Annotated in this window: 10 protein-coding genes; 2 read left to right on the top strand and 8 right to left on the bottom strand. The window is 38.8% G+C overall.

Going from position 1 to position 14,468, the window contains the following annotated elements; all coding sequences use genetic code 11:
- Positions 1–124 precede the first annotated feature (124 nt).
- Together HC643_RS16525 and HC643_RS16520 are read left to right on the top strand one after the other, a co-directional pair.
- A complete protein-coding gene (locus HC643_RS16525; protein WP_237265892.1) occupies positions 125–1,897 on the top strand; it encodes an ABC transporter ATP-binding protein in 1,773 nt (590 codons plus the stop codon).
- A complete protein-coding gene (locus HC643_RS16520; protein ID WP_063779507.1) occupies positions 1,894–3,075 on the top strand; it encodes a nucleotidyltransferase domain-containing protein in 1,182 nt (393 codons plus the stop codon). Before HC643_RS16525 ends, HC643_RS16520 begins: the two co-directional genes overlap by 4 nt.
- A gap of 32 nt (positions 3,076–3,107) precedes the next feature.
- Here HC643_RS16520 and HC643_RS16515 read toward each other — a convergent pair whose 3' ends face one another.
- The 8 genes from HC643_RS16515 to HC643_RS16480 all read right to left on the bottom strand — a co-directional run bounded on the left by HC643_RS16515 (position 3,108) and on the right by HC643_RS16480 (position 14,354).
- Positions 3,108–5,072 (bottom strand): glycosyl hydrolase family 28-related protein, encoded by a 1,965-nt coding sequence (locus HC643_RS16515; RefSeq protein WP_038092576.1) that lies wholly within the window; start codon positions 5,070–5,072, stop codon positions 3,108–3,110.
- A 238-nt stretch (positions 5,073–5,310) separates the two neighbouring features.
- The gene (locus tag HC643_RS16510) at positions 5,311–6,699 is read right to left on the bottom strand and encodes a hypothetical protein (protein ID WP_050045872.1); all 1,389 of its coding nucleotides are present in this window, start codon (positions 6,697–6,699) and stop codon (positions 5,311–5,313) included.
- A 24-nt stretch (positions 6,700–6,723) separates the two neighbouring features.
- Positions 6,724–7,893 carry a glycosyltransferase family 4 protein gene (locus tag HC643_RS16505; RefSeq protein ID WP_038092578.1) on the bottom strand — a complete coding sequence of 390 codons (1,170 nt, stop codon included), beginning with the start codon at positions 7,891–7,893 and terminating at the stop codon, positions 6,724–6,726.
- A gap of 33 nt (positions 7,894–7,926) precedes the next feature.
- Positions 7,927–9,057 carry a glycosyltransferase family 4 protein gene (locus HC643_RS16500; RefSeq protein ID WP_038092580.1) on the bottom strand — a complete coding sequence of 377 codons (1,131 nt, stop codon included), beginning with the start codon at positions 9,055–9,057 and terminating at the stop codon, positions 7,927–7,929.
- A 15-nt stretch (positions 9,058–9,072) separates the two neighbouring features.
- Complete coding sequence (locus HC643_RS16495) at positions 9,073–10,341, bottom strand: glycosyltransferase family 4 protein (protein ID WP_050045871.1); 1,269 nt, start codon at positions 10,339–10,341, stop codon at positions 9,073–9,075.
- A gap of 64 nt (positions 10,342–10,405) precedes the next feature.
- Complete coding sequence (locus tag HC643_RS16490) at positions 10,406–11,080, bottom strand: class I SAM-dependent methyltransferase (RefSeq protein WP_038092583.1); 675 nt, start codon at positions 11,078–11,080, stop codon at positions 10,406–10,408.
- A gap of 259 nt (positions 11,081–11,339) precedes the next feature.
- Positions 11,340–12,458, bottom strand: a complete 1,119-nt coding sequence (locus tag HC643_RS16485; protein WP_038092584.1) for a glycosyltransferase family 2 protein — start codon at positions 12,456–12,458, stop codon at positions 11,340–11,342.
- Positions 12,459–12,506: 48 nt separating this feature from the next.
- Positions 12,507–14,354, bottom strand: a complete 1,848-nt coding sequence (locus tag HC643_RS16480; protein WP_038092586.1) for a glycosyltransferase — start codon at positions 14,352–14,354, stop codon at positions 12,507–12,509.
- Positions 14,355–14,468: the final 114 nt, after the last annotated feature.

Raw genomic sequence — 14,468 nt, 5'->3', positions numbered from 1 at the left:
ATTAAGAGGTGCTGTTACGTTGTTAAGACAATTTAGTAGCGCGAATAAAATTCTATTTCAAATACATAAAATTTTTAGCTTGGTTTGGGCCGCATCGCGATACTGGACTGTAGCTTGGATAATTATGCTGCTAGTTCAAGGATTGCTTCCCGCTATCTCCATGACTCTGCTTCGACAACTAGTAGATAATTTGGTGGTAGTTGTTGGAGGCGGTGTTTCTTGGACGAGCATCCAGAAGATTTTGGCTCCCGTAGGGGTAATTGGAGGTTTGTTACTCGTAGGCGAGTTTTTTAGTAGTGCGGGTGAATGGATTCGTACTGCTCAATCAGAACTAGTACACGATTATGTCACTGATTTGATTCATAAACAGTGCGTTGCTGTTGATTACTGCTTTTATGAATCCTCAGAGGATAACGATAAGCTTAACCGAGCTAAGGAAGGAGCAAGTGGGCGAGCTCTCGCATTACTAGAAAGTACGGGTAGTTTATTGCAAAATAGCATTACTCTGTTTGCTGTGGCAGCAATCTTGTTACCCTATGGTCTTTGGCTGCCGATGATTCTAGTAGTTAGTGCTTTCCCTGCATTCTATATATTAATGTATCTAAATAAAATTCAGTATCAATGGTCGCAACGAACAACAACTGTTCGTCGCTGGTTAATTTATTATGACTCGCTTTTGACCGGTGACCAAACGGCGGCGGAAGTACGGCTGTTTGACTTTGGTGATTATTTTCAGTCGTCTTACAAAAAGTTGCATCGACAACTCACACAAGAAAAACTTAAGCTACTGAAAAAGCAAACTTTAGGTCGATTTGCTGCTGCCATCTTTGTGCTGCTCGTTTCTGGTGTTGCTTTAGCTTGGATGGGAAGGCAAGTATTGCTAGGAATTCTGAGTTTAGGGGATTTAGCCCTCTTTGTTCAGGCGTTTAATCAAGGACAGGGTATTGTCAAATCTTTGTTAGGTAACTTAGGGCAGATTTATCGTAATGGTTTATTTATCAGTAACTTGTTTGAGTTCTTGCAGATCCAACCCAAAATTGTAAATCCGCCTAATCCTTTGCCCGTACCAGCAATACCCAAACAGGGAATTCACTTTCGGCAAGTTACGTTCCGCTATCCCGGTACAGAAAAACCAGTGTTAGAGAACTTTAACCTAATATTGCCTGCTGGCAAAATTGTGGTAGTTGTTGGTGATAATGGTGCAGGAAAAAGTACGCTGATTAAGCTTTTATGTCGCTTTTATGACCCTGAATCAGGAAGCATTGAATTAGATGGCATAGATATACGTGAGTTTTCCGTACAAGAACTCCGTAGGTTAATTACTGTTTTGTTTCAGTCTCCAATTCCCTACTACACAACAGTTAGTGAAAATATTGCTTTGGGTGATATATGGGCAGCATCGAATCAGACAGAGATTGAAGCTGCTGCTAAAGCCTCGGGTATTGACGATAAGATTATGCAACTGCCCCAAGGGTATAACACGATGTTGGGTAAGTTGTTTCCAGAAGGAACCGATTTAAGCGGTGGCCAATGGCAGCGTCTGGCTCTGGCACGGGCATTTTTTAGACGCGCTCAAATCATTATTTTGGATGAACCTACAAGCGCTATGGACCCTTGGGCTGAACACGACTGGCTAGAACGATTTCGCACCTTGGCAAGCGATCGCACTGCTATTGTCATTACTCACCGTTTCACTTTGGCTATGCGGGCAGACATTATTCATGTTATGCGTGCCGGTCAGATTGTGGAGTCAGGTACTCACGATGAACTCTTGGCTCAAGACAGTCTCTACGCTGAATCTTGGAAATCACAAATGCAAGCTGGTACAAGCAATTCATTTGAAAGTAGTGTGGTTGGAAGTTTAAAACAACACAAAGGTAATTCAACTCATTTATGACAACTTTATCTAAAAACCCAGAAAATCAAAATTTACGAATTAGTACTAAACCCGAAATAGAGCTAATACTTTGTTGTATCCGTCCAGAAATTGATGATGTAACTACGCAAAAAATTCAAATATTGGTTCAAAAAAAGATAGATTGGGAGAATTTAATTCACTTAGCATATACACATGGTGTAATACCTTTGCTATACACTCGCCTTAATACGATTTGTCCAAAAGATATCTCTGAATCTACCTTACAAAAGTTCCGCAGCATCTTTCAATCTATTGCTACGCGTAACTTATTTCTTACTGGAGAACTTCTTAAGCTCCTAAATTTCTTGAAAGAGCAAGGAATTGTCGCCGTACCATACAAAGGACCAGTTTTAGCAAACTTAATATACGGTAATGTAGCTTTGCGTCAGTTCGTAGACTTGGATATCTTAGTTCAGCAACAAGATATCTTTGCTGTTAAAAAACTGCTGATTTCTCAGGGATATCAACCCAAACTTGAAATGACTTATGCAGAAGAACTTGACTACTTGAGAGCTAAAACTGAGCATACCTATGACTTTTTTCACCCTCAAAAAGGAATTCTTATAGAAGTGCATTGGCGAATTGCTCCAAAGTATGTGTCTTCCATTGAACCCAAACACTTGTGGCAAGATATAGAACCGTTTTCCTTTGCAGGCACAACTATATCCAACTTACCTTTAGAAGATTGGATACCAATTCTCTGCGTACATGGATCTAGGCATATGTGGATACGACTAGCATGGCTGTGCGATCTTGCTACGCTTGTTCAAAATCACCCGAACCTAAATTGGGAAAAAGTCCTCGAATTGAGCCAAACTTTAGGCTGTAGGCGGATACTTTGTTTAGGGCTATACTTGGTGAATCATCTTTTTGGAGTTGCTTTACCAAAAGAAACATGGCAAAAGATAACAGAAGATAATATAGTACCTACTTTGTTACCTAAAATCTATAACGAGCTTTTTGGTGAAGTTAGAACTTCAGAAAGGTTTCTTGGCAAAAGCCTTTACCATCTTCAAGTAAGAGAACGTTGGCAAGATAAATTCTTGTATATCCAATCTTTCTTATATTGGTTAATTTATAGAAAAGGTGCTAAATACTTAGCATTTCCTCTTAACCATAAAGTGGACAATGCCAAGATTACCCACCTGACAAATTGAGGTTTTGTGTAATTCGTTAACAGTATTCGACACTACCTCGGAGCGGGGACTGCTTTGTAACCGACATGAAGCACGTTACGATCCGAGACACCACTGCGGGTCTTCACCGTGTTGCCACGCACTTCCTTTACTGACCAATCGTAACCGGCATGACCGTGGTTGACGACGAGATAGATAAGAGAATGTTCGGAATCATAGCTTTCAAAGATAGCTCGATTTTTGGCCCAATCCCCTAAGGCATAAATGTAGCCGCCTAGCAATTCAGTTTTACCACCATCGAATGTTTTAATAACAGTCTGATTGCCCTCGTATTTTAATCCAACAATACGTAACGAGCCACCCTTGTTGTGAATATACCGCTCTCTTTCTGGATTAAGAGCCCAACCATAGGCTTTTTGTCCTTTGGCTACTGTAAAGGAGCCACAGTAATCTTCAAAATAGACATTGCCTGCTCCTGGAACAGATTTATAGTCAATACACGAGGATTTAATCAGCAGGGTACGCGATCCAATGTGATGGATTCCGCCACCGCCTGGGGTATCCAGGATGAGTGGAGTATCAGTTTTTTTGCCACTTACAACGTAAAGCGATTTGCCTGCGGGAAAATTCGTAGTTTTATCGTTGCCTTGATACCAGAAATTGATCCGCTTAACGTGGGAAGGAACGATGAGTGGTTTACGGAAGCGAATAACATTAGTGGGCCATGTATCTTTGGATGGAAGACCCGGAATCTGTGCAAATTGAATGACTGGCTTGCCAGATGCAAATGCCTTTTGAATTTCGTCAGTGTAATCATGTCCGACCCAGTTACGAGTTGGACCTTTTGATTCAATGATATACCAGTTTTTTGGGTCGTTGCAGCTATCGCACTGAATAGAGGATGGGACGGGAATATTCATTGACACGTCTGGGCTTTTGGAGAATAGCTTGGACTTTTTCGATGCGTACTCGCGAATAAAACCACTTAATTTCGTTGTATCCTTTATCAAAGAGTATTTATATCCTTTGATAGTCGCGTTACGTAAGAAGCTTTGGGAAGCTCCTACATCGAATGCAGGCGTATCAGTTGCTTTTTTCCCGGTATATACAGCAACGGCATCAATTATTGTCGAATGCTGCTCTGGTTGTTTACTAGATTGGAATGCCGGTACCGGATTTTTATTGCTACTCACAAAATTACGCACTACAGCGTAATTGTTATCATAAAAGCCGACTTTCAATTGATCCTTGAGGATAACTTTCTCAAAGAAAACGCCGTATTGACCGCTTAAAAGTTTGATGCCGTAGTCAAAGCCTTCAACCTCAATATCTTTGACGAACGAAGGACCAGGCCACCTTTGCAACATACCCAGCCCAACCGCACCACGTTTTTGAGGATCGTCGGAGCGGATTGCAACGTTCTCGATAGTACCATTGTTGTTAGCAACGTAATCAACTGCTACTACCCCAAGATTATTGGCTCCTGTCCTGATACTAAGGTCGCGTACATAATTGTTGTGCGCGTCGTTCTGCGCCCGGTTGGAATTTGCCATTTTCCAGAAGACCTTAGGTCGATCGGGATTTTTGAAACCTGGCGCGTTATCAACAAGCTTAATAATCGAATCCTTTGGACTATCGCCCAATACGGATAAATAACGGGGAAGCTTTTGCCAACCGTTATTTGTAAAATCAAGGGTATTATCGAAATAATAAACACCTTTAGGAAAATACAATGTTTTGATAGCAAATTGCCGATTAGCAACTTCATCAATTGCTTTTTGAATAGCAATGGTATTCCGCCTTACAGCCTCTCGGTTTTCGGGATTAAGGTTTGTTTTGACGCAGAAAGGGTAGGCTGTAACGTTGACAAAATTCATTTTTTCAGGGTATTTGCCCTGAATACCTTTGATGTTCGGCGTACATGATGTACTGGTTTGAACCTGCGCTATGGAGGAAATGCCTCCGTAAACGCAGCCTAGCAGTGGTATAAAAAATATGACTGATGAAAAATGTTTCATTTTTACCCACAATAGTTCCGTCAAAATTACTTATAAAATATAATTGACGTTACAAGAGTTTATAGAATACCTCAACGGTTCATAACCGACCAATCTATTACTTAATGACTTTCAAAAAACAAGCATTAAAATCCAGATTAAAATTACGTATAATGTTGGGATAATATCTTAAAATTCTCTAAAATTTACGATCTTTAATAAACATTATAAAATTATTTAAAAAAAATACTATCGTTAGTTAGAGCGATTGATTAATAGCTCCATTGGGGTATAGAAAGCTCTTCCGGGTAGCTCTGATAATTTGACGTTCTTGCCATGCCAAACCAATGAGCATTGCTGTAGAGAGCATATATCCAGGTTCTTCCATCTGAGTAAAAATAAAACCATAAATCATTACAGTAAGTAACTGAAACCTGGAAAAGTCATCCTGGCAAATCCGACACCAGACGATTGAACAGATAAACAAATAAGCTGCCAGACCCAAAAATCCTAAATCTCCCCAAATTCCTGCCCAGCCCCATAAAGGAGCGAAAAAACTTGAGTCCAGCCAATAATACTCTGGACTGAACCAGAAAGACCAAACAGCTTGACTAGCAGGATGAATAGTAGCACCTAATGGCTCTAATAAACTACTATAGTCTTTTAACATCCACCCCCCCAACCGTCCAATAGTGTGACCGGGACCCAAACCAAATAGCCAATTTAAGGATGATTTATAATACGAAGGAATTATTTGAAAAGGTACACTCTTAAGTATTGTAGCTTTACCTTCAGGACCGTAAAGTTCTGGTCTAATCCAGCCTTTAAAAGCAACAAAGGCTTCCACGTTGTATATACACCAATATAGCAAATAACTAACCAATATAGCAGCTATTATATATTGTAGAGCAGTTTTTATGTCTTTTAATCTAGTTAGTACCAGTAGTACCCAGGCTATCATCCAGACTACGATTACCTGCTTTGCATCAGCAAATAAAAGTTGAATGAAGGCTGTAGTAAACACAGAAGCTCGCAACCAGATTGGGGTTCCTTTTGTACTGAGCCAAAAGTACAAACCAAAAGACATAGAAACAGAAGCACCAACAACATGGCCAGAGCCAGAAAGGTAGAAAACTCCTTGGACATTGTCAAAGGGCTGCATACTAGTTACTCGAAGAATGCCAAAGGTAATTAGAAAGTGCTGGGCAAAAGCCAAAAAAATATGTAGGCTAATAAAGCCCATAATCCAAGTTTTAAACTTTTTGAACCTTTCAATAGAAAAGGGGATAGAAACCATTGCTATAATTACTAGAAAAGGCTCAGTAAGCAACATCCAATCTAAGAAAACATTAATAACTCCAGCTTGATTTAGAAGAGCACTAATAATCATGACACCTAGTAGGACGAATAAGCTTATTAAGAGAATTTTCGCAATAGATTTCTGCTTTTTATTCCTAACTTTAGTTGTACTAATTATAATTCCACAAGCAAGAGGAACAATTACAAAGTGAACAAAATTAATAGTTGGAGGTGCGCCTATAGCGTCTATAATTCGAGGAAAGAAAGCAGTAGCAAATGCTAATAGTAATAGAATGGAGTTTCTAACATATCCGTCTTTTTTTTTATAAAGCTCTATTTCCGATCTCATTTATTACCCTTTTTCTGCAATTAATCAAGCTACAATCTTATTAATTTTAGTATAAATTTCAATAAGCTTTTGGTAGTTTTTCTCAGCAGTATACTTGGCTTCAAACTCAGCCCGCGCTTCCTGACGCATCTGAGCTAGCTTTTTTGGATTCGCTAAAACCCACTCTACCTTTGCTGCTAAATCCCCTGCATCCCCAGGACAGAAATGCAGCCCGGTACGACCAGAATCTACAAGTTCTGCAATAGCACCAATATTAGCAGCTATGACTGGAGTTCCTTTGGCAAAAGCCTCAATTGCTACGCGACCAAAGGTTTCATACCATTTCGACGGAAACACTAAAAACATTGCTTCACCCATTAAGGTATAAACTTCTGACATTGGTTTGCGTCCTAGCCATTCAACTTGAGGAAGTCGTTTTGCTGCTTTTACGACTTGGTCAGCTAGGGGACCATCACCGACAATTTTGAGAGGGATTTGTGTACCAAGGTGCTCCCAAGCAGTTAATAAAGTATCTAAACCCTTTTCTACAGAAAGTCTCCCTACAAAAAGCGCAAAGCCACCAGACTCTGTACTAAAACCAGGATCGTGACTCACAAAGTTTGGTTTAACTAATATCTTTTCTTCAGGAAGACCACCTGCAATAAATTTTTGTTTTGCAAACTCTGTAAGAGCAATATATGCATCTACCATTTTTGTCCAGGTATTCATACTTCGATGCAGGCTAATCATTGTTGCTACTCCGCCACTAGCAATTTGACTGTTGCGATAACAACTATGCATCACTGCGGGATAAGGGATTAACTGACCCAAACAGTCTTCACAAATGCCTCCGTTTCGGAAAAATAGAGCGTTCGGGCATAGCAGTCGATAGTTATGTAAAGTTTGAACTACAGGTACTCCCTCTTCCTTGGCAGCATAATATACTGAGGGAGAAATTAAAGGAAAAAAATTTTGGATGTGGACAATATCGTAGGGTGCGCTACGAAGTTTTTGTTTGACTATATTGTAAGCTTCTTTTGACCAAATTGTTTTCAACCCTAATTGTGCTGGATTTAGAGATGCAATTTGCTGATTATCTTCTTCATACACATCTACTTGGTGACCCATCTCTTGCAGGAGCTTTTCTTCAGATTCGCGAGATTCATCTTCTCCCCCACGGATTTGATACTTGTTATGTACACTTAAAATGTGCATTTTAAAAATCCTCTTGAATTAATTCATAGATAACTAATTTTTCCTTTCTTTTTCCAGAAGTTTTTCATAAAGAGTGGCAACTTGCTCCGCTGTTTTCTCCCATGTAAACATTTTGACCCTTGCTAAACCGCGTTCGACTAATGATTTTCGATATAAAGGTTTTTCTAAAAGCTCGCCTACAGCCTTCACCATCGTTGTAACATCGTTTGGTGCTACTAAAATAGCAGCATCACCCGCGACTTCTGGAAGTGATGTTACATTAGAAGTGATGACAACTGTCCCACACGCCATTGCCTCTAAAATTGTTATTCCAAAACCCTCATAAAGTGAGGGAGATAAAAGCACATCAGCTGCGTTATAAATATTAACTAAGCTCTCTTTGTCTGGCTTACCTAAATAGGTGACGCAGTTTTCTAAGCTGTGTGTTTGAATAAATTTTTTTTGCTCGGCAGTAAAATCTGCACCTGCTTTCCAAAACTGAATAGATAATCCTTTATCTTTAAGCGCTTTAATGACTTTCAATGCTGTAAAAATATTCTTGCGTGGATGATTTGAACCCACATTGAGTATACATAAAGTTTCTGGTGAAACACGGTGTTGTTGTCTAAACGATGCTATATCATCCTGAGGAAGGAGGTGAAAGATACGCTCAACTCCGTTTGGTACAACTGCAATCCGCTCTGGCTCTATCTTCAATTCACGCACGACATCTTGTGCAGTGTGTGATGAAACAGTGATAATACGATCGGCTTGGTGCATTCCTCTGATAGAAAATTTCCAAGCTGCTGTACTGACAAAAGATATCCTTGCCTGGTCGTAGATGTTCTCTGGTTGAATTAAATTAATTAAATCGTGGCATGTTACTACACCTAGTTGATGATTTCTCTTAAGCCAACGGGCTAGATGACCATCACTGTGATCTATGATGTGGAAGATGTCAGCTTGTTTTTTTCTTACCACTAAAGGATAACGCCAGTAACGTTCATAATAGCTCCAAACACCATATAACCAGGACTTCTCTTTTTTATCGGGATTTAGTTCTGGCGCAAATTCAACAATTTCCCAAGAAGGACGAACCGCCTTAAGCCCACTAACCAAAGCATCAGCATAGACATCCATGCTGAAAAAAACTCCTGGCGTTCTACGAAGAATTGCAACGCGCATAGTAACTTTTGATAACTAGGATGATTTGACAGGTATTCCGTTGGATTTTGTTTGAAGCAGTGTCTGCTGTAAGCCCACAGCCGCTTTTCCCTGCTTGCTTTTTATTTTGCTAATAATTTCTAAAAATGCGTTTAGCTCGCAGTTCAAATCTTGATGTGAAAACACTTCTTTAGCGCGTTGGCTGTAAGCGTTACGGATATTACCGTCAGTTAAGGTTAGTATTGCTTCAACCAAAGCATTGACATTACCGCAGGGATAAACCAGTCCATTGTAACGGTGTTGAACAGTGTCATTATAGCCCCAGTTACCACAGCGATCGCTGAGAATTGCTGGACAACCTGCAGCCATGGCTTCCGAAATGACTAGTGGGTGGGGATCGATACGGGATGTGGAAATAAAAATATCCATTGCTGCGTAATACAGCGGAAGCTGACTTTGGTTAACGAAGCCTAAGTTAAGAACTTCTCCATTCAAGGCGGCGAGGTGTTTGTTGATTTCGGTTTCCAATACACCGCCACCAATCATAATTCCTCTGATACGAGGATCTCTTTGATGAGCTTTGGCGATCGCCTCTATAAATTCAAATGGATTTTTCCGCTCAATGTATTTACCTGTAAAGCCATAGAGCAAGGTATCGTCATTCCAGCAAAGTTGTTGGCGGATTTGTTGAATTTCCTGTTGATGTTGCGTAATTGTTGCTTCAAACCTATCCCGATCGACAGGGTAGCAACCACGTACCATTTTTTCATCAGGGATTCCATAATGTCGCAAATAAATTTCATTATGGTCACCACTAGAAATCCAGTAATCTGCCAAATTAAATGTCCATGGATAAAGCACAGAAATTGCAATTTTTCGGGTTCTCTTATAAAAATTATCTGTGATAATAGTTGCATCATTCTGCATGATGATTGGGATACCCCGCAACTTACACAGAAGAACGGTTAAGCGGTAAGAGTATGTCGATAAACTAGGTAGAAAAACTGCATCCACATTTTGCGGTGTTAAGCGAGTCCATAACCCAGGATTGAACAGTTTTTTGTTGACCTGAGAAGAGATTTTTCCGGTCAAAGTTTTTAGATACTCGTATTGATAACCACTGACTAGATCCACGTCCCAAGGTTCTGTGCTTCTCAGTTCTGGATCTCCTCCCACTTGGTTCTCATTACAGAGGTAAAAAGCCGATACTGAAACTCCGGGTTGTTCATTGAGTTTTCGCCATAAAGGCGCGTGGTGTTGGGTTGGATGTGTAAATACAACACCTAAGCGAAATTTATCTTGCATAATAAAGCCTTCAACTTTTGTGGATGAGGAGCGATAGGGGATTCTACTCTCTATTTAGTAAACTTTAAACAGCTACAGAAATAGGCTGCGTGAATTCCCTCGCCTTGTAAGAGTAACTAGATGTTTTTCTCCCTTCCACAATGACAGCCTCAATAGTTCGATCTGATAGTTCGACTATCTCTACGTCGTCAATCTCACTTTCAAAACCCTGCTTGCTAGCAACCTCAAAACCAATATCAGACATAACCCGTAATAACGTGGGAGTGTCATACATACACTTATGAGGAAATCGAATAAATGGTGCTAGTTTTTGCTTCAGGAATCCGTCGTCAGGCGACTCATAGCTGACATGAAGTTGGTCGAGGACTTCATCGGCTGCTATTTCACCCTGCTGATACTTGTCAACAATCGCTTTTAAGTCTGGAACTACGATCCGAATAATGCCATTGGGCTTCAAAACTCGATAACATTCTCTGAGAAAATTTAGTCCTTCAGTTTTTGACAAATGCTCTAGAGTATGAGAGCTATAAATAATATTGACTGAATTATCTTTCCAAGGAAATCTTTTCCTGAGGTCATGCATGAAAATTTCATCTGACCAATCAATGTTAATAATTCTAAAAACTTTGTTTATGAGAGAAAAAACTGGTAGCTTTGCTATCCAAGCGCCAAGCGCATAATCTACATTTACCCAGCCATTTGGAGTTTGGGAACCACAACCAAGGTTTAGTTTCAGCATTTGACAAATCCCTTTTTATAGAAAGGACATTAGGTGTGCGAAGACCAACGTTTAGCTACAAAGTATTACAGAATGTTACATGATGCTAAGCAAGCCGGTAGTGGCTCAATTTTGTTTGGACTAAAGTACTTCACCAATTTCAGGAAGGGCGATCGCGCTTTAGTATGTGGGCATTAAGTAATAATATTTTCCATGGCTTCAGGCATCTATCCGGAAGGTTACGGAACAGCCAATGGTATTCGGCTTACAAGACTTTCAATTACCCACCCACAAAATTTACAGTTTGCTTGCGCTTAAACAAAAATCTTGCTATACGCTTAAGGGAACCAGAACCATAAACTTGGTCAAACAAGAATACAAAAAATGCATCGGGACAATACTGACCCCATTGCACTAACCACTTTTGAAATAAAGCTTCCCCAAAATATTCATGAAATTGTGGGTGAGAAACAAGCTGTTGGTGAACTTGCTTGCGCTCTTTTCCTGGTTTATCTCGAAGACGAGCAACTAAGTAACGAGCATTGCAGACTAACACACTGTGCTTCAAGTCACTTAGTCTCTTTGCTATTGATGCACCATAAACCTCTGTTAAAAATCGTTTTTGTTCTTGGTGCAAGCGTTCAAAAACAACTTCCTCTCGTTCCAAACGTTCTGCTGTTACAGTCAATAGGCTTGTTGTATTTGCTCCGTGGAAACGGAATTTACTTAACACCTCGCTTACAGTACCAATGACTGTTATAAATGGCGCAAGACGAAAGATCAGACTATCTGCATTGCTTCTAAAGGTCTCATTTAGAGGAAATAACAAGTTTGTTACTTCACGTCTCATACTTAATGCAGAAGCTGGAGGTATATCGTAAACAAATCCACCATTTTCCAGTGCAAATTGTGCCATCCAACCTATCGCTAATTTCCGGTAGTGGGGAGTGGAATTGATAAAGTTGCCTTGAGCATCAATTTTAATCACATTATGAATAGCAAGACCACTTTGAGGGTTGGATTTAAATACCTCTAAAATTCTTTGCAGTTTGTTATTCATCCAAATGTCATCTGCATCTAGTAGGCAAATAATCTCTCCCTTACTTTCGCGATATGCCCGATTTAGAGCAGTCGCAACTCCTCCATTCTCCTTATCGATCAGCTTAATTCTAGAGTCTTTCTGAACATAAGTTTTGACAACTTCACAAGAGTTATCGGCAGAGCCGTCGTCGCAGACTATAACTTCAAAATTCTGATAAGTTTGGCTAAGAACACTATCCAAAGCCTCCCCTATGTATTTGGCATAGTTATAGTTTGGAACTAATACTGAAACTAATGGATTATCTGGGATTGGGGTAAGATTAATAGGTTGTAGCTGCTCAGTTTGTAGTGTTTGCATAAGGTAATGCTCAGACTTAAATTTTTGATTGCGCTTGTATTTAAGCTGTTAATTTTGCTCATTGAGCTTGAGATATTCTTTCCAAAATTCAAGGGTAGTGAAATCTTTGAAAGCCTCTCTCCATTCAGAACTGTTCGATTTCCATTTAGAAGCATTTTTAATAACAAGTTGGAACCACCTCAACAAAATGGCAAAGCATACAGTTCTACTTATTTGATGACGCACAATAGATGGGTTACTTTCTCGGCATATAAAAATTTGCTTTTTTGCAAATACTTTAGTCCACCAGTCCTCATACTCAGAACCAATCCAGTAAAATACATTCTCATTACTTAGTAAAAAATTTGGTAATAAATGACCATTAATAGTTATTAAAAATAGAACTTTGTAAAAAGTATTTTTCTTACTATTATTAGTTTCTTTTTTGATTTTAATATCGCCATGGGATGTATCATCAAATTGTATATTTTGAGTTTTATAGCTTTGACTTAGTTTCAAAATATTATTATGTATTGTTTCCGGATCTTCGGTTTTAAGTAGCGAAGGTCCTTTCATATAATCCTCAAAAGACCTTAACATCATTTCCGCTGAGTTGTAATCAAAAATCAAGAGTTTATGCAACAAAATTTTAGTGAGAAACTTGACAGCATTTAAATATTTTAATGAATCACGGATAGAATGTATCACCAACTGGTTCCGAGATGAATAGTAATCAGTCCAAACAGGATTTTTAGTATAAAAAGGTTCGTGCCAAACAGCTATACCAGGGAAAGCTACTATTTGTTTACCAAGGTGTTTTGTAATCCTTAAGCCGAACTCTATATCATCTGCCCTTATAAAGAAAGGCATTGGTAAACCTATTTCTTCAATAATTTTTCTCGAAAAAGCGAAAAACCAAAATGCTCCATACTCTGGTTTATCTTCAAATATTAAACTGTTTTTATCTGCAAAGTTATTAAGATTAAGATTCTTTTTCAAGGGAACAACTGCAAATGGATTGTATCCATAGCTACCATCAGTATTTAAGAATTTAGAATATAGCGCTCCTGCTTCATACAATATATGCTTCTTATACAAATCCAACATACTACCAGAAATTGCAAAATCTTGATTTGCATACTCATACAAAGTGAAAAGCCTGTAAATAGATTCACTTTCTAACTCTATATCATCATCCATAAATAGGAAATGCGTGTGAACTGCTTCCTGAAATGCTTGTATTAAGCCTCTAGTAAATCCTCCGGCTCCACCTAAATTTCTGTTAGGAATTAATTGAACTCTTGAGTCTATAAAATCATCTTTTTTTAATGTTTTCCCGTTATCAACAACAATTATTTTTAGTTTTTTATCTTGCAAAAAGTTGTCTTTTATAATAGTGTTAACTGTATTTTTAACATAAGTTTCTTTCTTAAATGTACAAGTCACAATACCCAAGGCTACTTCCCTAACTCTGGGTTGCTCGGTTGCTATGAATCCATTCTTGAATGAACCACGTTCACTTAAGCAGGTTATTTCCAAGTAAACTCTACCAGCATCTTCACTCCGCCAAGAATTTGGTAGCAAGATTTTTACAGGTTGTGAATTTTGGCAATTTTCAAAGATCTCTACGTGAATAAGCTCCCTGTTTTCTTTATCATGGAATTCTCTGTAGAGAGAGACTTGAAAATCACCTTCAAGCTTTAATAAGTAATACAGAGAGTAAAGTTCTGTATATTTAGCATAGAATTTCTCGTATAATGAATTAAAGTAAGAATTGAAGGATAAAATACCATTTTTTGTTAAGGATACTTCTGTATTTTCTTCATAAAAATTAAGCACTGCTGCCTCATTGCATTTCATGTACAACCCAGAAGTTTCGGGTGTACGAGGAAATTGAATTCTGCTAACAATGTTCATTTGGTTTATACCTATTCAATACATATTTTGTTTCTTTAGTAGATGCAGTACCATGATTTAATAGAGCTTTACTCATTGAATAGCTAGCTATTACCTTTTTCTCTCAAATATTAT

Source organism: Tolypothrix bouteillei VB521301, from assembly GCF_000760695.4.
Taxonomy (GTDB): Bacteria; Cyanobacteriota; Cyanobacteriia; order Cyanobacteriales; family Nostocaceae; genus Scytonema; species Scytonema bouteillei_A.
This window is presented reverse-complemented; position numbering and strand designations above follow the sequence as displayed.

Coding starts and splice junctions, on each gene's coding strand:
- HC643_RS16525 (WP_237265892.1), top strand. CDS start 125: ATGCTGCTAGTTCAAGGATTGCTTCCCGCTATCTCCATGACTCTGCTT.
- HC643_RS16520 (WP_063779507.1), top strand. CDS start 1,894: ATGACAACTTTATCTAAAAACCCAGAAAATCAAAATTTACGAATTAGT.
- HC643_RS16515 (WP_038092576.1), bottom strand. CDS start 5,072: ATGAAACATTTTTCATCAGTCATATTTTTTATACCACTGCTAGGCTGC.
- HC643_RS16510 (WP_050045872.1), bottom strand. CDS start 6,699: ATGAGATCGGAAATAGAGCTTTATAAAAAAAAAGACGGATATGTTAGA.
- HC643_RS16505 (WP_038092578.1), bottom strand. CDS start 7,893: ATGCACATTTTAAGTGTACATAACAAGTATCAAATCCGTGGGGGAGAA.
- HC643_RS16500 (WP_038092580.1), bottom strand. CDS start 9,057: ATGCGCGTTGCAATTCTTCGTAGAACGCCAGGAGTTTTTTTCAGCATG.
- HC643_RS16495 (WP_050045871.1), bottom strand. CDS start 10,341: ATGCAAGATAAATTTCGCTTAGGTGTTGTATTTACACATCCAACCCAA.
- HC643_RS16490 (WP_038092583.1), bottom strand. CDS start 11,080: ATGCTGAAACTAAACCTTGGTTGTGGTTCCCAAACTCCAAATGGCTGG.
- HC643_RS16485 (WP_038092584.1), bottom strand. CDS start 12,458: ATGCAAACACTACAAACTGAGCAGCTACAACCTATTAATCTTACCCCA.
- HC643_RS16480 (WP_038092586.1), bottom strand. CDS start 14,354: ATGAACATTGTTAGCAGAATTCAATTTCCTCGTACACCCGAAACTTCT.